This is a genomic window from Rhodococcus sp. OK611, assembly GCF_003050885.1.
Classification (GTDB): Bacteria; Actinomycetota; Actinomycetes; order Mycobacteriales; family Mycobacteriaceae; genus Rhodococcus_G; species Rhodococcus_G oryzae.
This window is the reverse complement of sequence record NZ_QAOZ01000004.1, coordinates 165804-185332: the sequence shown is the minus strand read 5'-3', so window position 1 is coordinate 185332 and position 19529 is coordinate 165804. Positions and strand designations below refer to the sequence as shown.

16 protein-coding genes are annotated in these 19529 nt (G+C 70.6%); 7 read left to right on the top strand and 9 right to left on the bottom strand.

Annotated features, from left to right (window positions below):
• Positions 1–7: 7 nt before the first annotated feature.
• Positions 8–424, bottom strand: a complete 417-nt coding sequence (locus C8K38_RS06560; RefSeq protein WP_097210496.1) for a DUF7144 family membrane protein — start codon at positions 422–424, stop codon at positions 8–10.
• 75 nt (positions 425–499) lie between these two features.
• On the opposite strand from C8K38_RS06560, the gene C8K38_RS06555 reads away from it, so the two are divergent.
• Complete coding sequence (locus tag C8K38_RS06555; RefSeq protein WP_097210495.1) at positions 500–5038, top strand: ATP-dependent helicase; 4539 nt, start codon at positions 500–502, stop codon at positions 5036–5038.
• On the top strand, positions 5025–5813 hold the full coding sequence (locus C8K38_RS06550; protein WP_097210494.1) for a DNA-formamidopyrimidine glycosylase family protein: 789 nt from the start codon (positions 5025–5027) through the stop codon (positions 5811–5813). The genes C8K38_RS06555 and C8K38_RS06550 overlap by 14 nt, the downstream gene beginning before the upstream one ends.
• 165 nt (positions 5814–5978) lie before the next feature.
• Here C8K38_RS06550 and C8K38_RS06545 read toward each other — a convergent pair whose 3' ends face one another.
• Both C8K38_RS06545 and C8K38_RS06540 read right to left on the bottom strand, forming a co-directional pair.
• Positions 5979–6566 (bottom strand): TetR/AcrR family transcriptional regulator, encoded by a 588-nt coding sequence (locus C8K38_RS06545; RefSeq protein ID WP_097210493.1) that lies wholly within the window; start codon positions 6564–6566, stop codon positions 5979–5981.
• A 28-nt stretch (positions 6567–6594) separates the two neighbouring features.
• On the bottom strand, positions 6595–7362 hold the full coding sequence (locus C8K38_RS06540) for an SDR family NAD(P)-dependent oxidoreductase (protein WP_097210492.1): 768 nt from the start codon (positions 7360–7362) through the stop codon (positions 6595–6597).
• A 62-nt stretch (positions 7363–7424) separates the two neighbouring features.
• Here C8K38_RS06540 and C8K38_RS06535 point away from each other — a divergent pair, with 62 nt between their 5' ends.
• Together C8K38_RS06535 and C8K38_RS06530 are read left to right on the top strand one after the other, a co-directional pair.
• Positions 7425–8093 (top strand): TetR family transcriptional regulator, encoded by a 669-nt coding sequence (locus C8K38_RS06535; protein ID WP_245221173.1) that lies wholly within the window; start codon positions 7425–7427, stop codon positions 8091–8093.
• A gap of 195 nt (positions 8094–8288) precedes the next feature.
• Positions 8289–8783, top strand: a complete 495-nt coding sequence (locus tag C8K38_RS06530; protein WP_097210491.1) for a hypothetical protein — start codon at positions 8289–8291, stop codon at positions 8781–8783.
• Positions 8784–8799: 16 nt separating this feature from the next.
• On the opposite strand, the gene glpD is transcribed toward C8K38_RS06530, so the two are convergent.
• Positions 8800–10533 carry a glycerol-3-phosphate dehydrogenase gene (gene glpD, locus C8K38_RS06525; protein ID WP_097210490.1) on the bottom strand — a complete coding sequence of 578 codons (1734 nt, stop codon included), beginning with the start codon at positions 10531–10533 and terminating at the stop codon, positions 8800–8802.
• 164 nt (positions 10534–10697) lie between these two features.
• Between glpD and glpK the strand changes: the two genes are divergently transcribed.
• Positions 10698–12194, top strand: coding sequence for a glycerol kinase GlpK (glpK, locus tag C8K38_RS06520; protein WP_257017090.1), 1497 nt, complete (start codon positions 10698–10700; stop codon positions 12192–12194).
• A gap of 12 nt (positions 12195–12206) precedes the next feature.
• Here glpK and C8K38_RS06515 read toward each other — a convergent pair whose 3' ends face one another.
• Both C8K38_RS06515 and C8K38_RS06510 read right to left on the bottom strand, forming a co-directional pair.
• Positions 12207–13391 (bottom strand): aminotransferase-like domain-containing protein, encoded by a 1185-nt coding sequence (locus C8K38_RS06515; RefSeq protein WP_257017089.1) that lies wholly within the window; start codon positions 13389–13391, stop codon positions 12207–12209.
• 174 nt (positions 13392–13565) lie between these two features.
• Positions 13566–14969, bottom strand: coding sequence for an NAD(P)H-quinone dehydrogenase (locus C8K38_RS06510; protein ID WP_097210489.1), 1404 nt, complete (start codon positions 14967–14969; stop codon positions 13566–13568).
• A gap of 164 nt (positions 14970–15133) precedes the next feature.
• On the opposite strand from C8K38_RS06510, the gene C8K38_RS06505 reads away from it, so the two are divergent.
• Positions 15134–15607: a gamma-glutamylcyclotransferase gene (locus C8K38_RS06505; RefSeq protein WP_027500255.1), complete on the top strand. Its 474-nt coding sequence runs from the start codon at positions 15134–15136 to the stop codon at positions 15605–15607.
• On the opposite strand, the gene C8K38_RS06500 is transcribed toward C8K38_RS06505, so the two are convergent.
• The 3 genes from C8K38_RS06500 to C8K38_RS06490 are packed head-to-tail and all read right to left on the bottom strand — an operon-like array spanning position 15604 to position 18690.
• Complete coding sequence (locus tag C8K38_RS06500) at positions 15604–16767, bottom strand: M20 family metallopeptidase (protein WP_097210488.1); 1164 nt, start codon at positions 16765–16767, stop codon at positions 15604–15606. The two genes, C8K38_RS06505 and C8K38_RS06500, sit on opposite strands and share 4 nt — an antisense overlap.
• A complete protein-coding gene (locus C8K38_RS06495) occupies positions 16764–17939 on the bottom strand; it encodes a M20 family metallopeptidase (RefSeq protein WP_097210487.1) in 1176 nt (391 codons plus the stop codon). The genes C8K38_RS06500 and C8K38_RS06495 overlap by 4 nt, the downstream gene beginning before the upstream one ends.
• A 52-nt stretch (positions 17940–17991) precedes the next feature.
• A complete protein-coding gene (locus tag C8K38_RS06490; RefSeq protein WP_097210486.1) occupies positions 17992–18690 on the bottom strand; it encodes an enoyl-CoA hydratase/isomerase family protein in 699 nt (232 codons plus the stop codon).
• 18 nt (positions 18691–18708) lie between these two features.
• On the opposite strand from C8K38_RS06490, the gene C8K38_RS06485 reads away from it, so the two are divergent.
• A complete protein-coding gene (locus C8K38_RS06485) occupies positions 18709–19521 on the top strand; it encodes a purine-nucleoside phosphorylase (protein WP_179800463.1) in 813 nt (270 codons plus the stop codon).
• The last annotated feature ends 8 nt before the right edge of the window (positions 19522–19529 follow it).

Here is a 19529-nt window from a genome sequence, read left to right as displayed (position 1 = left end):
CCTCCGCCTACCGCAACGGCTTCTCCCAGCCGGAGCTCGGAATCCAGGTCCATACCGCCCAGATGACGAATACATCGAGGACGATGATCAGGCCGGCCCACCCCGGGGCGTAGGGAAGCCACAGGAAGTTGACCACGATCGACAGTGCCGCGATGACGATCGCCAACGTCCGCGCCCATATCCCGGCCCGGAACAAGGCGACACCCACCAGCGCGATCACCACACCGAGGGCGATGTGGATCCAGCCCCACGCGGTCAGATCGAGCTCGTAGGTGTAATCGACGCCGACGGTGAAGACCTCGTCGGTGCCGACCGCAGCCAACCCCTGAAGAACCTGGAGCACGCCGACGGCAACCAGAAGCACCGCGGCCCCGATCGAGGTGCCGGCGGCGACCTCCTGCTTGACGCTCGACTTCTCGGACACGACGGTTCACCTCTCCGGACTCGGATGCAGTACGCCTCCCTCAGTGTGCGCCCAGTGTCGGGGGCCCGAGGCACTATGGACACCATGGACACGGTGCTCGGCAGGTTCTCCGCCCCCACCCGGGAGTGGTTCGCCGGCGCCTTCCCCGCGCCCACCGCCGCCCAGCTCGGGGCCTGGGACGCCATCGCCGACGGCTCGCACGCGCTGGTCGTCGCGCCGACCGGATCCGGCAAGACACTCTCCGCGTTCCTGTGGGCGCTCGACCAGCTGGCCGCCCGCCCGCACGACGATCAGCGCCCGCCTGGCACCACCGTCCTGTACGTCTCGCCGCTCAAGGCGCTCGCGGTGGACGTCGAGCGGAACCTGCGCGCCCCGCTGGTCGGCATCACCCAGACCGCCAAGCGCCTTGGCCTGACGCCGCCGGAGATCACCGTCGGCGTCCGTTCCGGCGACACCAGCCCCGCGGATCGCCGTGCCCTGGTGCGCACACCCCCCGACATCCTCATCACCACGCCCGAGTCGCTGTTCCTCATGCTCACCTCGGCGGCCCGCGAATCGCTCGCCACCGTGCAGACCGTGATCGTCGACGAGGTGCACGCCGTCGCGGCGACCAAACGCGGTGCACACCTGGCTCTCTCGCTCGAGCGGCTCGACATGCTGCTCCCCCGTCCTGCGCAACGGATCGGGCTGTCCGCGACGGTCCGCCCGCACGAGGAGGTGGGCCGCTTCCTCACCGGGTCCGCGCCCATCCACATCGTCTGCCCACCCTCCCCGAAGACCTTCGACCTGACCGTGCGGGTACCGGTCGAGGACATGACCGAACTGGGGGTCACGACACCGGACGAGAATTCCGTTTCCCCGGCCCCACAACAGGGTTCGATCTGGCCGCATGTGGAGGAGCAGATCGTCGACCTGGTCCTCGAGCACCGGTCCTCGATCGTGTTCGCCAATTCCCGCCGGCTCGCGGAGCGGCTCACCGCCAGGCTCAACGAGGTCTATGCCGACCGCCTCGGCGCCCCGGTCGAGACCGTGCACAAGCCGGCCTCGCTGATCGGCTCCACCGCCGAGGTGGGGCACGGCGCCGAGGCGCTGCTCGCCCGCGCCCACCACGGCTCGGTGAGCAAGGACCAGCGCGCGCTCATCGAGGACGACCTCAAATCCGGGCGGCTACGCTGCGTGGTGGCCACCAGCAGCCTCGAGCTCGGAATCGACATGGGCGCGGTCGATCTCGTCGTGCAGGTGGAGGCGCCGCCCTCGGTGGCGAGCGGGCTGCAGCGGGTCGGGCGAGCCGGGCACCAGGTCGGGGAGATCTCCAGGGGGGTGCTCTTCCCCAAGCACCGCACCGACCTCATCCACTGCGCGGTCACCGTGGAACGGATGACCGCGGGCCGGATCGAGGCGCTCGCGGTCCCGGCGAACCCGCTCGACATCCTGGCCCAGCACACCGTGGCCGCCTGCGCCCTCGACCAGCTCGACGTCCAGTCCTGGTTCGACGCGGTCCGCCGCACCGGGAACTTCGCGACACTGCCCCGGTCCGCGTTCGACGCCACCCTCGACCTGCTGGCGGGCCGCTACCCGTCCGACGAGTTCGCCGAGCTGCGCCCGAGACTCGTCTGGGATCGCGACGCCGATGTCCTCACCGGCAGGCCCGGCTCACAGCGGCTGGCCGTCACCTCCGGCGGAGCGATCCCGGACCGCGGACTGTTCGCCGTGTACATGGTGGGTGAGAAGGCCTCCCGGGTCGGCGAGCTCGACGAGGAGATGGTCTACGAGTCGCGGGTGGGCGACGTCTTCGCGCTCGGCGCCACCAGCTGGCGGATCGAGGAGATCACCCACGACCGGGTCCTCGTCAGCCCCGCCTACGGCCTGCCCGGCCGGCTCCCGTTCTGGCACGGTGACGGCCTCGGCAGGCCCGCCGAGCTCGGCGCGGCTCTGGGCGAGTTCCTGCGCGAGATGTCACTCGGCGCGGACACGGATCTGCGGGCCCGCCTGGCCGACCAGGGCCTCGACACCAACGCCACCCAGAACCTGCTCGCCCTCGTCGAGGAGCAGCGCACCGCCACCGGACAGGTCCCCACCGACCGCACCCTCGTGGTCGAGCGGTTCCGCGACGAGCTCGGCGACTGGCGACTCGTGCTGCACTCGCCCTACGGGCTGCCGGTGCATGCGCCCTGGGCCCTCGCGGTCGGCGCCCGGCTGCAGGAGCGGTACGGGATCGACTCCGCGCCGACCGCATCCGACGACGGCATCATCGTCCGGCTACCGGACACCGAGGACGCCCCGCCCGGCTCGGAGCTGTTCGTCTTCGATCGCGACGAGATCGCGGACATCGTCACCGAGCAGGTCAGCAACTCCGCGCTGTTCGCGTCCCGATTCCGCGAGTGCGCCGCCCGTGCCCTGCTGCTGCCGCGGCGCAATCCGGGCAAGCGGGCGCCGCTCTGGCAGCAGCGACAGCGCTCCGCCCAGCTGCTCGACGTCGCGCGCAAGTTCCCGACCTTCCCGATCCTGCTCGAGACCGTCCGCGAATGCCTGCAGGACGTCTACGACCTGCCCTCCCTCACCGCCCTGTTCGACGGCATCGGCCGCAAGCAGATCAGGCTCGTCGAGGTCGAGACGCCGTCGCCGTCGCCCTTCGCGGGGGCGCTCCTCTTCGACTACGTCGGAGCGTTCATGTACGAGGGCGACAGCCCGCTCGCCGAGCGACGGGCCGCCGCCCTGTCCCTCGACTCCACCCTGCTCGCCGAGCTGCTCGGCCGGGTGGAGCTGCGCGAACTGCTCGATGCCGACGTCATCGACCTCACCGAACGCGAACTACAACGCCTCGTCCCCGATCGCAGGGCAAAGGATCTCGAAGGGGTCGCGGACCTGCTGCGCCTGCTCGGGCCGCTGACCGACGCGGAGATCGCGAACCGGACGCACGGTGATGCCGCGCTCTGGGTCCGCGAGCTCGAAGCGCAACGTCGGGCCATGCGGGTCGGCTTCGCCGGCGAGCAGTGGTGGGTGGCGATCGAGGACGCGAGCCGGATGCGCGACGCGCTCGGCGTGCCGCTGCCGATCGGCACCCCCGCCGCGTTCATCGAACCGGTCGACGACCCGCTCGGCGACCTCGTCGCGCGCTACGCCCGCACCCACGGACCGTTCTCCCTCGCCGACGCGGCCGCCCGCTTCGGACTCGGGACCTCCGTGGTCCGGGACGTGTTGCGCCGCCTCGCCGCCGACAAGCGCGTGCTGGAGGGCGAGTTCCGGCCCGCAGCCGCGGGCAGCGAGTGGTGTGACGCCGAGGTGCTGCGGCGGCTCCGGCGCCGCTCCCTCGCCGCCGCCCGCAAGGAGGTCGAGCCGGTCGAGCCGTCCGCGCTCGGCCGCTTCCTGCCCGACTGGCAGCACATCGGCGGCGGCCTGCGCGGAATCGACGGGGTGGCCGCGGTGATCGAACAGCTTGCGGGCGTACCGATCCCCGCCTCCGCCTGGGAACCGATGATCCTGAGTTCGCGGGTGCGCGACTACCAGCCGGCGATGCTCGACGAGCTGACCGCCACGGGCGAGGTGCTGTGGTCGGGCGCAGGCGCGATCTCCGGCAGCGACGGCTGGGTGTGCCTGCACCCGGCCGATGCGGCGCCGCTGACGCTGGCCCCGCCCGTCGACACGGAGCTGTCCGAGCAGCAACGCCAGATCCTCGACGCGCTCGCGCCGGGTGGCGCCTACTTCTTCCGGAACCTCTCGGACCTGATCGGCGGGACCGACGACGCCGGCCTCGCGGCCTCGCTGTGGGAGCTGGTGTGGGCCGGCCACCTCAGCAACGACACCTTCGCTCCCCTGCGTGCCCTGTTGTCGGGGCCCTCGCGCTCGACGCCGAGCCACCGGGCGCCGCGCCGGGCACCGCGAGCCCGGCCCTACCGCGCCCTCGCCCGTCCGGCGTTGCCGAGCCGGACCGGGCCGCCCACCGTCGGCGGACGGTGGTCGCTGCTGCCCGAACTCGAACCCGACCCGACCATCCGGGCACACGCGCGCGCGGACGTGCTGCTGGACCGGTACGGCGTGCTCACGCGGGGATCGGTGGTCAGCGAATCGGTCCCCGGTGGCTTCGCCCTGATGTACAAGGTGCTGCGGGGTTTCGAGGACAGCGGGCGGTGCAGACGTGGGTACTTCGTCAACACCCTTGGCGCCGCACAGTTCTCGACCTCCGAGGTGGTCGACCGGCTGCGGGCCTACGGCGACCGGGTCGGCCCGGCCAACGCACCAGCCGCCGTGACCCTCGCCGCGACGGACCCGGCGAACCCGTTCGGCGCCGCGCTGGCCTGGCCCGCCACCACGGGCGGGCACCGGCCCGGCCGCAAGGCGGGCGCCCTGGTGGTGCTCATCGATGGGGAGCTCGCGCTGTACGTCGAGCGCGGCGGCAAGACCGTGCTCACCTTCACCGATGATCCCGGCGCATTGCACGGTGCGGCCGGATCGCTGGCCGCCGTGGTGGACCACGGCGGCGTCGACAAGATCGTCATCGAGAAGGTCGACGGCGAGTCCGTGCACACCAGCCCCCTCTCGCCGGTCCTCGTCGAGGCCGGTTTCGCGGCGACTCCGCGCGGCCTCCGCAAGCGGGCCCTCCATGCCCGAGGGTGACACCGTCTGGCAGGTCGCGGGGCAGCTCCGCGCCGCGCTCGCGGGCCGGCCGCTCACCGTCTGCGACATCCGGGTGCCGCGCTTCGCGACCGTCGACCTCACCCCTGGACCGGTCGACGAGGTGGTCAGCAGGGGCAAGCACCTGCTGATCCGGGTGAGCGGGCAGACCGTGCACACCCATCTGAAGATGGAGGGCGCCTGGCACGTCTATCCCGAGGGCGGACGCTGGCGGAGGCCCGCGTGGCAGGCGCGGATCCTGCTGGGCACCACCGACTTCCTCGCGGTCGGGTTCCAGCTCGGCATCGTCGAGGTCCTCGCCAGGGACGAAGAGGAGCGGGCGGTCGGTCATCTCGGGCCGGACCTGCTCGGCCCCGACTGGGACCCCGACCGCGCCGCGACGAATCTCGCCGCCGACCCCGCCCGCACGATCGGCCTGGCCCTGCTGGACCAGCGCGTGATGGCGGGCATCGGCAACGTCTACCGCAACGAGCTGTGTTTCCTGCGCGGAGTGCACCCGGCGACCCCGGTGGCCGCCGCAGGTGAGCCGCACGCGTGGGCCGAACTCGCGCACCGACTACTGGTGGCGAACCGGGACCGCGTCGTGCGCATCACCACCGGAGACCGCCGGCGCGGCCGCAGCACCTGGGTGTACGGCCGTTCCGGCAGGCCCTGCCTGCGCTGCGGCACCCTCGTCAGGGGCGGGGTCCTCGGCGACGGAACCCACGTAAGCGAACGGCAGATCTTCTGGTGTCCGCGCTGCCAACCGTCCGTCTGAGCTAGTGCCTCGTGCCCGAAGTCAATTGATGGTTGCCGGGGATCCACGTGGATGCATCGCCAGGCGGAGGAGTCCCAGGTAGCGGGGTTCTACCTGGGACTTCGACAACGCAGCGAGGCGCCGCGTGGGCCCCGGCAACCGCGAGAAGACTTCGGGCGCGAGGCACTAGGGACGGCTCGCCCGGTCCAGCAGGCCGAGGCAGTGCCGGATCAGCGTCTCGCGGGGCACGGTGACCGTGCCGTCGAGGTAACCGATGAACAGACTCGTCAGGGCCCCGACGAGACCGAGCGCACGCAGGGTCCGTTCGTCGGGATCGGCGACGCCTTGCAGTTGATCCTGCACCAGCACAACGAAACTCGGGGCGAGTTCCAGGCCGCGCCCGCCCAGTGCGGGTTCCCGCAGCGGCGCCAGCAGCAGGACCCGGCCTGCTTCGGGGTGGTCGAGGACGAGGGCAACGAACGCGCGGACGGCGAGTTCCGCGATCTCCGTCGGCGTCTCGGCGCCCGCGACCGCGGACACCAACGCGTCGCGGGCCCGCTCACCGACCTCCGCGTACACACCGCGGATGTAGGCGTCGCGGTCGTCGAAGCTCTCGTAGAAATACCGCTCGGTGACCCCGGCCGCGCGGCACGCCGCGCGCACGCTCACCGCGGGCCCGCCTGCCGCACCGAGCAGATCCACCCCGACCTCGAGCAGGCGCGTCCGTCGCTGCAGACGGCGCTGATCGAGGCCGGGGCGGTCGGTGGTGCTCATCGGACCCAGTGTATTCGGGCCCGGTCGATCACATGTGGGTGCCGCCGTCGATGCGAATCTCGGTGCCGGTGACGAACTTTCCGTCGTCGGAGGCGAGCATCGCGATCACGCCTGCGACGTCCTCCGGCGGCGCGAAGCCCTCGCCGATCCACGGGTAGAGCTTGCCGATCAGAGTCGGGTCCAGGTCGTGCTCCGGGAAGCCCGGGTTGCTGGTCATGCCGGAGGCGATGCTGCCGGGCTCGACCGCGACAGCGCGCAGGCCGGCCTTGGCGTACTCGAGGGCGATGGCATGGGTGAAGGACCGGATGCCGCCCTTGGTGGCCGCGTACGCCGCCATGTACGGGTGCGCGAACGACGCCGAGGTGGAGCTGAAGTTCACCACGACACCCTGACCGTTCTCGACCAGCGCGGGCAAGGCCTCGCGGGTGACCAGGAAGGTGCCCGTGAGGTTGACGCCGATCACCTTGTTCCAGAAGTCGAGGCTGGTCTCGTGCGTGTGCGAGGCGCGCAGGATGCCCGCGGCGTTGATCAGCACCTGCAGCCCGCCGAGGTCCTTGATCGCGCCGCCGATGGCCTCCTGTACCGACGCCTCGTTCGAGATGTCGACGACGACGGTGGTCAGGCGGTCCGCGGCCCCGGCCTCCTCGGCGCGGGCGCGCGTGACCGCGAGCCCCTCCTCGGACACATCGGCGGCGGCGACCACGCCGCCCTCCGCGAGAATCCGGGCGACCGTCGCCTGACCGATGCCGGATCCGGCCCCGGTGATGAGCGTCTTGCGGCCCTCGAAGCGGTTCATGAACTGATCTCCTTCTACTGGGTAGTGGTGTGTTCCCGGTCTCAGCTGCACGTTACGCCGAGATGGCACAACGTGCCATGATGGTGTCCATGGCGGACCCCGGCGCACAAGCCCCCCTCCCTCTCACCGAGCGACGGCGACTCCAGACCCAGCTCGAGATCGCACACTGCGCGGCCGAGCTGTTCGCCGCGCGGGGCGCGTCCGCGGTCACCGCCGAGGACATCGCGACCGCCGCCGGAATCAGCTTGCGGACCTTCTACCGGTACTTCCGGACAAAGGAAGAGGCGGTCACCCCGATGCTCGCCGGCGGGGTCCGGGATTGGATCCACGACCTGGCCCGTGGCCCCCGCGACCTCCCGGCGGCCGAGGCACTCGAGCGGTCCGCGCGCCGCGCCCTCTCCCGGACCGACCGGGCAGGCGTCGATTCACTGCGGCTGACGCACGAGCTCTTCCGGGCGATTCCCGGCGACCCCGGACTCGAGTCCGTCTGGTTCCGGATCGTCCACGACACGGAGGAGTCGCTCGTCGAGGTCCTGCGCGACCTGATGGGCCCCGAGGCCGACCCGCTGGACGTGCGGCTGATGGCGGTGGCAGGCAACACCGCGATGCGCATCGCCATCCAGACCTGGGCGGATTCGGATGTGGCCGCCGGAAGCGACGGCACTCCCGCCGAGATCGTCGCGCGATGCATCCGGACGCTCACCGCCGGTCTGCGTACTCCTCAGGGATGACACGACTCTCAGCGAGTTCACACCTGGCGCTGATGTGTGTCAAGGGTTCGCTCGTGATCCTTGAGACATGATCACATTCCCGCTCGTCTTCATCGTCCTGACCGCCATGGCCGTGTCCGGCCTCGCCGCTCGTTCGGTTCCCTCGACCGTGGTCCGCACGCGTTGACCCGGACGGACGTGGAAAGCTCTACGTCCATGGAGCGAACACCCCTGGACGTCGAGGACTCGGCGAGTCGGATCAGCGCGTACGTCTACGGCAACGTCCTGGTGCTCGCCGCCCTCATCCCGTTGCACGACGCCAGCACCTCGCACGCCGCCATGGTGGTCATCGGCACCGTGCTGTCGACCTTCATCGCGCACGCCTTCGCCGAGTCGGTCGGCAGGAGCGCCCGAATCGGGCGCCCGCTGACCCGATCCGAGCATTTCGAGGAGCTCCGCGACTCGGTGCCGGTGCTGACCTCCGGGCTCGTCCCGGCGGCGGTGGTCGGGCTCGACGCCCTCGGCGTGCTCGAGGGGCAGACCGCGCTGTTGCTCGCCGAAATCTGGGTGGTCAGCCGCATCGCCGGCCTCGGCATCGTCATGACCCGCCTGCGCGGCGAGAAGCTCAGCAGGCACACCCTGGTGGCCTGCAGCCTGCTGGCCTTCGTCGCGATCGCCGTGGTCGCAGTGAAGCTCGTGCTGACGCACTGACCCCCGGCGCAACCGATCAGCGCGAGATCGGCACCGGCTCCAGGATCTCCGCCCTCGCCTCGGGCGCGGCGGCCCGCAGGGCGTCCGCCGCGGAGTCGTCGGGCTCCGCCTGCGAGTGGACCTCCGCCTCGACCCGCGCGCGATAGGTCTCCACCTCCCGGTCCACGGTGGCCGCGTCCCAGCCGAGGACCGGCGCCACCAGCTGCGCGACCTGCTCGGCGCAGTTCACCCCGCGGTGCGCGTACTCGATCGAGATCCGGGTGCGCCGCGCGAGGATGTCCTCGAGGTGCAGCGCGCCCTCGGCTGCGGCCGCGTACACCGCCTCGACCTGAAGGTAGTCGGGCGCATCGGTGATCGGTTGCAGCAGTTCCGGGGTATCCGTCGCGAGCCCGAGCACCTCGTGGATCAGCGAACCGTACCGGTCGAGCAGGTGCTTGACCCGGTACGGGTGCAGCCCGTACTGCTCACCGACCGCTGTCGTCTGGTTCACCAACGCGAAGTATCCGTCCGCCCCGACCAGCGGCACCTTCTCGGTGATCGAGGGCGCGACGCGGGCCGGAATGTCCTCGGAGGCCATGTCGACGGCGTCCTCCGCCATCACCCGGTAAGTCGTGTACTTGCCACCGGCGATCGCCACCAGTCCCGGCGCGACCCGCGCCACGGCGTGCTCACGCGAGAGCTTGGACGTCTCGTCGCTCTCCCCCGCGAGCAACGGCCGCAGCCCGGCGTACACGCCGTCGATGTCGTCGTGGGTAAGCGGCGTGACCAGCACCTTGTTCACGTGGCCCAGGATGTAGTCGATGTCCGCCTTGGTGGCGGCCGGATGGGCGAGGTCGAGATTCCAGTCGGTGTCGGTGGTTCCGATGATCCAGTGGTTTCCCCACGGGATCACGAACAGCACCGACTTCTCCGTGCGCAGGATGATCGCCGCCTCGCTGACCACCCGGTCGCGGGGCACCACGATGTGCACGCCCTTGCTCGCACGCACGCGGAACCGCCCACGCTGGTTGGAGAGCGCCTGGATCTCGTCGGTCCACACACCGGTCGCGTTGATGACGACGTGACCGCGGACCTCCGTGGTGCTGCCGTCCTCCGAATCCCGCACCCGCACACCGGAAACCCGGTCGGCCTCGCGCAGGAATCCGACCACCTGCGTCGAGGTGCGGACCACCGCGCCGTAGTGCGCGGCGGTGCGGGCCACGGTCATGGTGTGGCGGGCATCGTCGACGACGGTGTCGTAGTAGCGGATCCCACCGACCATCGAGTTCCGCTTGAGGCCGGGTGCCAGGCGGAGCGCGCCCGAGCGGGTGAGGTGCTTCTGCGCAGGCACCGACTTGGCGCCGCCCATCGTGTCGTAGAGGAAGATCCCGGCCGCCATGTACGGACGCTCCCACACCCGGTGGGTGATCGGGAACAGGAACTTCAACGGCTTGACGAGGTGCGGGGCCAGCGTCGACAGCGAGAGCTCGCGCTCGCGCAAAGCCTCACGCACCAGTCCGAATTCGAGCTGCTCGAGGTAGCGCAGGCCGCCGTGGAACATCTTCGACGACCGCGAGGAGGTGCCGGAGGCGTAGTCGCGCGCCTCGACAAGGGCGACACGCAGCCCCCGGGTGGCGGCGTCGAGCGCGATGCCCGAGCCCACGACTCCGCCACCGACGACGACGATGTCGAATTGCTCGGATCCCAGCTGGTCCCACGCATCCTTGCGCTGTTGCGGGCCCAGAAACTGTGCTCCCGATTGCTTGCTCAACGCATGCTCCTGTGAGTTGTCGACGAATCAGCACCAAGGCTAGGCCATGTCGACCGGTCTTCGCTGCCTCGAACGGGTGGTATGCAGCACCGGGACGACGCTTGGGAAGGGCGCCGTCTCACGATCGACGTGAATTGTGAGGCGCGCTTTAGTAGCTTTTAGCCGTGTATGTCGCCGCGATCGACCAGGGCACCACCTCGAGCCGATGCATGATCTTCGATCATGACGGGCTGGTGGTCGCCTCCGCTCAGAAGGAACACGAGCAGATCTTCCCTCGTGCGGGGTGGGTCGAGCACGATCCGGAGGAGATCTGGCGGGCCACCCGCGAGGTCGTCGCGGCCGCCCTGGCCAAGAAGGATCTGACCCGGCACGACATCGCCGCGGTTGGCATCACGAACCAGCGCGAGACCACCGTGGTCTGGGACCGCCGCACCGGCAAGCCGGTGTACAACGCGATCGTCTGGCAGGACACCCGCACCGACGAACTCTGCACCGAACTCGCCGGCGACGAGGGCCCGGGACGCTACCGCGAGCGCACCGGGCTGCCCCTGTCCACCTACTTCTCCGGCCCCAAGATCCGCTGGATCCTCGACAACGTCGAGGGGGCCCGCGAGCGAGCCGAGGCGGGCGAGCTCTGCTTCGGCACGATGGACACCTGGATCCTGTGGCACCTCACCGGCGGCGCGGACGGTGGGCTGCACGTCACGGATCCGACCAACGCGTCCAGGACCATGCTGATGGACCTGCGGACGCTCGAATGGGATGAACAGATCTGCGCCGAGTTCCGGATCCCGACCTCGATGCTGCCGCAGATCCGCAGCTCCTCCGAGGTGTACGCGCAGGTTCGCGAGCGCGGCATCCTGGCCGGGGTGCCGATCGCGGGCATCCTCGGCGACCAGCAGGCCGCCACCTTCGGGCAGGCCTGCCTGAGCGTCGGTGAGGCCAAGAACACGTACGGCACCGGCAACTTCCTGCTGCTCAACACCGGCACCACCCCGATGCCGAGCAGCAACGGGCTCCTCACCACCGTCTGCTACCGGATCGGCGACGCGCCCGCCGTGTACGCGCTCGAGGGTTCGGTGGCGGTCACCGGATCGCTCATCCAGTGGCTGCGCGACAACCTCGAGATCATCAACTCCGCCAAGGAGATCGAGGGACTCGCCGCCAGCGTGGAGGACAACGGTGGGGCATACTTCGTGCCCGCGTTCTCCGGTCTGTTCGCGCCGAGGTGGCGCCCCGACGCACGCGGGGCGATCGTGGGGCTGACCAGGTTCGTCAACAAGGGGCACCTCGCGCGGGCCGCGCTGGAGGCCACCGCCTTTCAGACCCGCGAGGTCCTCGAGGCGTGCCTCGCCGACTCCGGTGTCGAGCTGACCGCCCTGAAGGTGGACGGCGGCATGGTGCTCAACGAGATCCTGATGCAGTTCCAGTCCGACATCCTCGACGTCCCGGTGATCCGGCCGGTGGTCAACGAGACCACCGCCCTCGGCGCCGCCTACGCCGCGGGGCTCGCGGTCGGGTTCTGGGCGGGCGAGGACGACATCCGCAAGAACTGGGCCGTCGGGCGCACCTGGAAGCCCACCATGGCCGCGGCCGAGCGTGATCGGCTGTACCGGGAGTGGAACAAGGCCGTCGAGCGGACCTACGACTGGGTCGACTAGGCCCCCCTGCGCTCAGCGGCCTCTGTGCGCCGCCGCCAGCCGGCCGACCGCATCGCTCAGGGTCGACTCGTCGTTGGTGGTGAAGCACAACCGCGCGGTGCCCCGATGGTCACCACCGACGGCAAAGGCCGATCCGGGCACGAACGCGACGCCGTGGTCGAGTGCGGCAGGCAGCAGCAGCCCGGTGTCGGTGCCGTCGCGGAACTCGAGCCAGCAGAACATGCCGCCGCCGATCTCGGTCGCGGACACGGCGTCACCGAACGCGCCGGTGACCGCGGAGGCGAGCGCCCCGGCGCGGGCGCCGTACACGGCGCGGATCCGCGCCAGGTGCCCGGCCAGCCACGGTCCGTCGGCCAGCATGGTCGCCGCGATCTGCTGGGTCAACGCCCCGCCGCACAGGTCCGCGCCCTGCTTGACCAACTCGACGGCGTCGCAGACCGCGCGCGGGCCGCGCAGCCACCCGACCCGTAGCGCGGGTGCCAGGATCTTCGACGCGCTCGAGAGCCGGATGACCCGGTCGGAGTGGTCCGCGACCGGTGCGGGCGGCGCGCCGTCGAACCAGATCTCGCCGTACGGGTCGTCCTCGATCACCCAGAATCCGTACGCCTCGGCGAGTGCGGCGAGGTGCCGCCTGCGCGCGACGGACATCGTCGCGCTTCCGGGGTTGTGGAAGTTGCTCACCGTGTGCACCAGCGTGGGCCGTTCGCCCGCGGCGAGGAGCTCCTCCAGGTGGTCGGTGCGCATTCCGTCCGCGTCGAGCGGCACCGTCAGGATCCTCGCCTCGGCGAGGCGGAGCACCTGGAGGGCCCCCGTGTAGGCGGGTTCCTCGACGACGACCGTGGCGCCGGGGTCGAGCAGCACCTGGGCGAGCAGGCTCAGCGCCTGCTGGGACCCGTGGGTCACCACCACCTCACGCGGGTCCACCGAGCGCGATCCGACTGCGGACTCCCGCGCCGCGATCACCTCGCGCAGGCCGAACCAGCCCGCGGTCTCGGTGTACTGGACCGCGTCGGGTCGCGCGAGCACCGCCTCGCTCGCCTCGCGGATCCGCTCCCGAGGGATGAGCTCTGGGTCGGGCAGCCCGCCTGCCAGGCTGACGATCTCCGGGCGGGCGGTGATGGTGAGCAGATCCCGGATCGCCGAGCTGCGCAGCCCGTTCATGCGGCGTGCGAACACGGGGTGCGGGGACGGGGACATGAGACCTCCCGGGGCAGGCGGGGACAGGACGAGGCAGAAACACCTGGTCGTCCCGGGTCTGCGGGGCGGGAGGCGCCGAAGCGGGGGGCCGATGGTCGCGGCCGGCACCATCGACTATCGCACAGGCGGGCCCACGATATGAACCCTCTGTTTCATATCGTGGGACCAGCGAGGTCAGTCGAGGTCGTCGTGGCGCATCAACTGGCGGGCGGCCTCGGTGATGGATCCGGTCAGCGACGGGTACACCGAGAAGGTCTGCGCCAGGTCGTTCACCGACAGGTTGTTCTGGACCGCGATGGCGATCGGGAGGATCAACTCCGACGCGGTCGGGGCGACCACGACCCCGCCGATCACCACGCCGGTGGCCGGGCGGCAGAAGATCTTCACGAAGCCGCGGCGCAGTCCCGACATCTTGGCCCGCGGGTTGGTGTTCAGCGGGAGCATCACGGTGCGCGCCGGCACCTCGCCGTCGTCGATCGAGGCCTGGCTGACACCGACGGTGGCGATCTCGGGACGGGTGAACACCGCGGAGGCAACGGTCTTGAGCTTGATGGGGCTGACCCCCTCGCCCAGGGCGTGGTACATCGCGATCCGGCCCTGCATCGCCGCGACGGAGGCCAGCGGCAGCAGTCCGGTGCAGTCGCCTGCCGCATAGATCCCCGACACCGAGGTTCGCGAGACGCGGTCCACCCGCAGGTAGCCGCCCGGGTCGAGCTCGATGCCCACCCGCTCGAGTCCGAGATCGTTGGTGTTGGGGATGGAACCGACCGTCATCAGGGCGTGGCTTCCTGTGACCACCCGACCGTCGGCCAGCGTCACCGCGATGCCGTCCGCGGTGCGCTCGACGGAGTCGGCGCGGGCGTGCTTGACCAGCGTCACACCACGCTCGGACAGCGCATCCTCGAGGACGAGGGCCGCGTCCGCGTCCTCGTGCGGCAGCACCCGGTCGCGACTGGAGACCATCGTCACCTTGACGCCCATCTCGGTGTAGGCGGAGACGAACTCGGCGCCGGTGACGCCTGAACCGACCACCACCAGGTGCTCGGGCAGCGAATCGAGGTCGTAGAGCTGACGCCAGTTCAGGATGCGCTCGCCGTCCGGCTTGGCGGTCGGCAGAATGCGGGGGCTCGCGCCGGTGGCGATCAGCACCACGTCGGCGTCGAGTACCTGCTCGCCGCCGCCGTGCAGCGTCGCCTTCACCTGGTGCGCCGCCATCCCGAGCTCCTGGTCGATCAGCTCCCCGTGCCCCGCGAGCAGCTCGACGCCGACGGTCTGGAGCCGATCCCTGATGTCCGAGGACTGGGCCTGCGCGAGGCTCTTGACCCGGGAGTGGATCTGCGGCAGCGAGATGGTGGCCTGGGACGGCTCGAGGCTGATGCCCAGGTCGGTGGCCCGGCGCATGTCCGTGCGCACCCCGGTCGAGGCGATGAACGTCTTCGACGGCACACAGTCCCACAGCACGCAGGCACCGCCGACCCCGTCGCAATCGATCAGCGAAACCGACGCACCGTGCTGGGCGGCGACGAGCGCCGCCTCATACCCGGCCGGTCCGCCGCCAATGATCACGATCCGGGTCATTCATCCTCCAGTTGTTCGGGAGCTGTTACGCAGGGTGTCGGTGCGTTCCACGCTATTGCACCGGCCCCTTCCGACGCACGTTGGCACCGGTTCCCTGCGGCGAACGGGTTTCGTTTTGCTGTGTGCGGTTCTGCAGTCACCCCGACACGGTTTAGGCTTTCGCCGTGCCGATCTACGCCGCTTACGGATCCAACATGCATCCGGAGCAGATGCTCAAGCGCTGCCCGCACTCGCCGATGGCGGGAACGGGCTGGCTGCACGGTTGGCGATTGACCTTCAGCGGCGGCGACATCGGCTGGGAAGGCGCACTGGCCACCGTCGTCGAGGACCCCGACTCCAGCGTCTTCGTGGTGCTCTACGACGTCCCCGACGAGGACGAGGTGAGCCTCGACCGGTGGGAGGGCTCCGAGCTCGGCATCCACCGCAAGATACGGCTCCGCGTCGACACCGACGGCGAACCGGTGCTGGCCTGGCTCTACGTCCTCGACGCCTACGAGGGCGGGCTGCCCTCCGCGCGCTACCTCGGCGTGATGGCCGAGGCCGCCGAGATCGCGGGAGCGCCCGCCGAGTACGTCCGCGATCTGCGAACCCGCAACAGCCGCAACGTGGGCCCCGGGACTCCCGGCTACCCCAGCTAGAGAACGCCCGCCGCGGCCAGCGGCAGGTTGGCCAACACCCGGACACCGACCCCGAGCGCGCGCTCGTCCAGATCGAAGGTCGGCTGATGGATGTCGAGCTGCGGCCCGACTCCCGACCACACCCCCAGGCGGGCCATGGCGCCGGGAACCTCCTCGAGATACCAGGAGAAGTCCTCGCCGCCGCCCGACTGCGGGGTGTCCGATCTCGCGTCCGGTCCGATCGCGGCGATCGCGCTCTCGAAGATCCGGGTGGAGTCCTCGTCGTTCACCACCGGCGGCACGCCGCGCCGGTAGTTGAGCTGATAGCGCACCCCCGTCGGCGCCAGCAGACCGTCCACGATCTCGTGGACCATCGGTTCGAGCAGCGCCCAGGTGTCGTGGTCGCCGGTCCGGACGGTCCCGATCAGCCTGCCCGACTGAGGAATCGCGTTCGGTGCCTGACCCGCGGTGACCGCGCCCCACACCATCACGGTGCTCGTGCGCGGATCGATCCGCCTGCTCAGCATTCCCGGCAGTCCGGTGATGACCGTGCCGAGGGCGTACACCAGGTCGGTGGTCAGGTGCGGTCGGGACGTGTGCCCGCCCGGGGAATCGAGGATCAGTTCGACGGTGTCCGCCGCGGAGGTGATCGCACCGAGCCGGACGCCGACGCGGCCCGCCTCCAGCCGTGGGTCACAGTGCAGCGCAAAGATTCTCGACACCCCCTTGAGGGCTCCGGCGGCGACCGCCTCCAGCGCGCCGCCGGGCATCACCTCCTCGGCGGGCTGGAAGATCAGCCGCACCCCGACCGGCAGGTCCGGCGCCTGGGCGAGCGCAAGGCCCGCGCCGAGCAGGATGGTGGTGTGTGCGTCGTGGCCACACGCATGGGAGACCCCGGTGACCGTGGACGCGTAGGGCGCTCCGGTGGCCTCCTGGAGCGGCAGCGCGTCCATGTCGGCCCGAAGCGCGACCCGCGGGCCGTCCGGGCCGATGTCACAGGTCAAACCGGTTCCGCCGGGAAGGATCTCGGGTGCCAGGCCGGCCGCGATCAGGCGGGTCGCGACGAACTCGGTGGTGGCGTACTCGTGCCGGGCCAACTCCGGGTGCGCGTGGATGTGACGCCGCCACGACGAGAGGTCCGCGGTGTGGTCGGCGACCCAGCGGTCGATCCACTCGGTCATCGACCGCCCACCCCCCGCCGCTGTGCGCCGTCGAGCAGACGCGCCCGCTGTTCGGGGTCGGTCGCCGCACGGATCGCGGTGCCCGCCAGCGCGACCGCGCCGTCGGTGACCGCGCGGTCGGCGGACTCGGTCACGCACGCCGCGGCGAACGCCGGTTGATGGGTGGCCGCACCGCCCGACTCGATCCCGATCACGGGGTGGATCCCCGGCAACACGTGCGTGACGTTGCCCATATCTGTGCTGCCCAAGGGACGCGATCCTTCCAATGCCGGGGCCAACGGACTGCGCCCCATCTCCACTATCAGTTCACGATAGGACCGGACCAGCCACGGATCGGGCCGTAGTTCGGTGTAGTTCGGTGAGACGGTACGAATCTCGTGCGTGCACCCGGCCGCGAGCGCGCCGGCCTCGAAGCAGGCCAGCGCCCGTTCCGTCAGTTCGGTGAGCGAATCCGCGGTCTGCGCCCTCAGGTAGTAGTGCATCTCGGTCCTGGCGGGCACGATATTCGGCGCGATCCCGCCGTCGCTGACGATCCCGTGCATCTGCTGGCCCGCCGACAGGTGCTGACGGAGCAGTCCGAGACCCACCTGCGCGATGGTGGCCGCATCGGCCGCATTGCGCCCGAGCTGCGGCGATGCCGAGGCGTGTGCCTCGCGGCCGCTGAAGACAACGGCCAGATCGGCCATCGCGAGAGAGGTGGCACCCGCGATGTCCTCGGGGCCAGGGTGGACCATCATCGCCGCACCGAGGTCGTCGAAGACACCGCGCTCGAGCATCAGCACCTTGCCGCCGCCGCTCTCCTCCGCGGGGGTGCCGAGCACCCGGACGGTGATTCCGAGGCGGTCCGCGAGCGGCGCGAGCGCAAGGCCCGCGCCGACCGCGGACGCCGCGATGATGTTGTGCCCGCAGGCGTGTCCGATCTCCGGCAGCGCGTCGTATTCCGCGAGGATCCCGATGACCAGGTCTCCGCTGCCATAGCTGGCGGTGAACGCGGTCGGTAGTTCGGCAACCGGCGACTCGACGTCAAAACCCCGCTGCGAGAGCAGTTCCGCGACCTTTGCGGCGCTGCGATGCTCCTCGAAAGCGAGCTCCGGCTCCGCCTGGATCGAATGCGACAGCGCGACGAGGTCGGACGCCGCTGTCGCGACCGTACCGACCACTTCCGAATTCACGGCTCCAGTATCTCATCCGTGTCCGGCGTCACCCGCCGCTCGAGCCCGATGGCTACCCGAAGCTGAGGTTCGACGGATCCGTCGGCACGGCGAAGGCCTCGAGGACCGGCCGGTGGATACCGGACTTGATCCCGGCGAGGTTCGGCCCGTGCAGCGCCGTCGACGCCGCCGCCCGCGCCACCGCGGCGGCCAGCACGCCGTCGCCGTCCGCCGTCTGGTTCACGATCCCGGCCGCCAGCGCGTCCGGACCGCCGTACCTGCGGCTGGTGGTCATCGCCTCGACCGCGGTCTGGCGGGGCAGGGCGGTCGTCATCAGCGCGTTCATGCCGATGGTGAACGGCATGTTCAGTGCCGCCTCCGGCAGGCTGTAGAAGCCCCGGTCCGCGCGCATCACGCGCAGGTCCTGCGAGGTGGCGAGCATGGCGCCCGCCCCGAACGCGTGGCCCTGCACGGCGGCGACCGTGACCATCGGGAAGTTCAGCAGCCGGGTGAACACGGTGTGCACCTGGTCCAGGTACCAGTGCGACTTGTCGAGGTTGCCGAACAGCCAATCGGTGTCGAGACCATTGCTGTAGAACTTGCCGGTGGCATAGGTGACCAGGGCAGCGGGACCCTCGTGGGCCTCGACCTCGTCCAGCTTCGCGTGGATCTCGGTGATCCAGTCCGGATGGAAGCGGTTCTCGCTGTCCGTCTGACCCTCGGCACCGAGGTACAGGATGAATACGTCGCCGTCGCGCTCAAGAAATGGCATATGGGCACAATAGCGGCCATGGACGATTCCGATTTGGTCGCCGACCCGTTCGGCACCGCGGCGCGGGCCGCGAGTGTGCTCGCCGAACGCACCGGTGTAACCGCCCACGACGTGGCGGTGGTGCTCGGCTCCGGTTGGCAGGCCGCCGCGGATGCGTTCGGTGTCCCGACCGCCACGGTGCCGATGGCGGAACTGCCCGGCTTCGCCGCTCCGTCCGCGTCCGGGCACGCCGGGCAGGTGCGCTCGGTGCGCGTCGGCGACACCCGGGTGCTGCTGCTGCTCGGTCGCACCCACGCGTACGAGGGGCACGACCTGACCCGGGTGGTGCACCCGGTCCGGACGGCCTGCGCCGCGGGCGCGGGGACCGTGATCCTGACCAACGCGGCGGGTGGGATCCGGGAGGGCATGAGTGTCGGTACACCGGTCCTGATCTCCGACCATCTGAACCTGACGGCCAGGTCGCCGCTGGTCGGCGCCGAGTTCGTGAACATGGTGGACGCGTACTCCCCCGATCTGCGCGCGCTCGCCAGGCGGATCGACCCGACACTGGCCGAGGGCGTGTACGCGGGCCTGCCGGGACCGCATTACGAGACCCCCGCCGAGATCCGGATGCTGCGGGTGCTCGGCGCCGATCTGGTCGGGATGTCGACCGTGCACGAGGCGATCGCGGTCCGGGCGATCGGCGCACGGGTGCTGGGGCTGTCGCTGGTGACCAACCTGGCCGCAGGCATCACCGGCGAACCGCTCGACCACTCCGAGGTGCTCGCGGCGGGTGCCGCGTCCGCCGCCCGGATCGGCGAACTGCTCCGCGACCTGGTCGCCCGGCTGTGACGGACCAG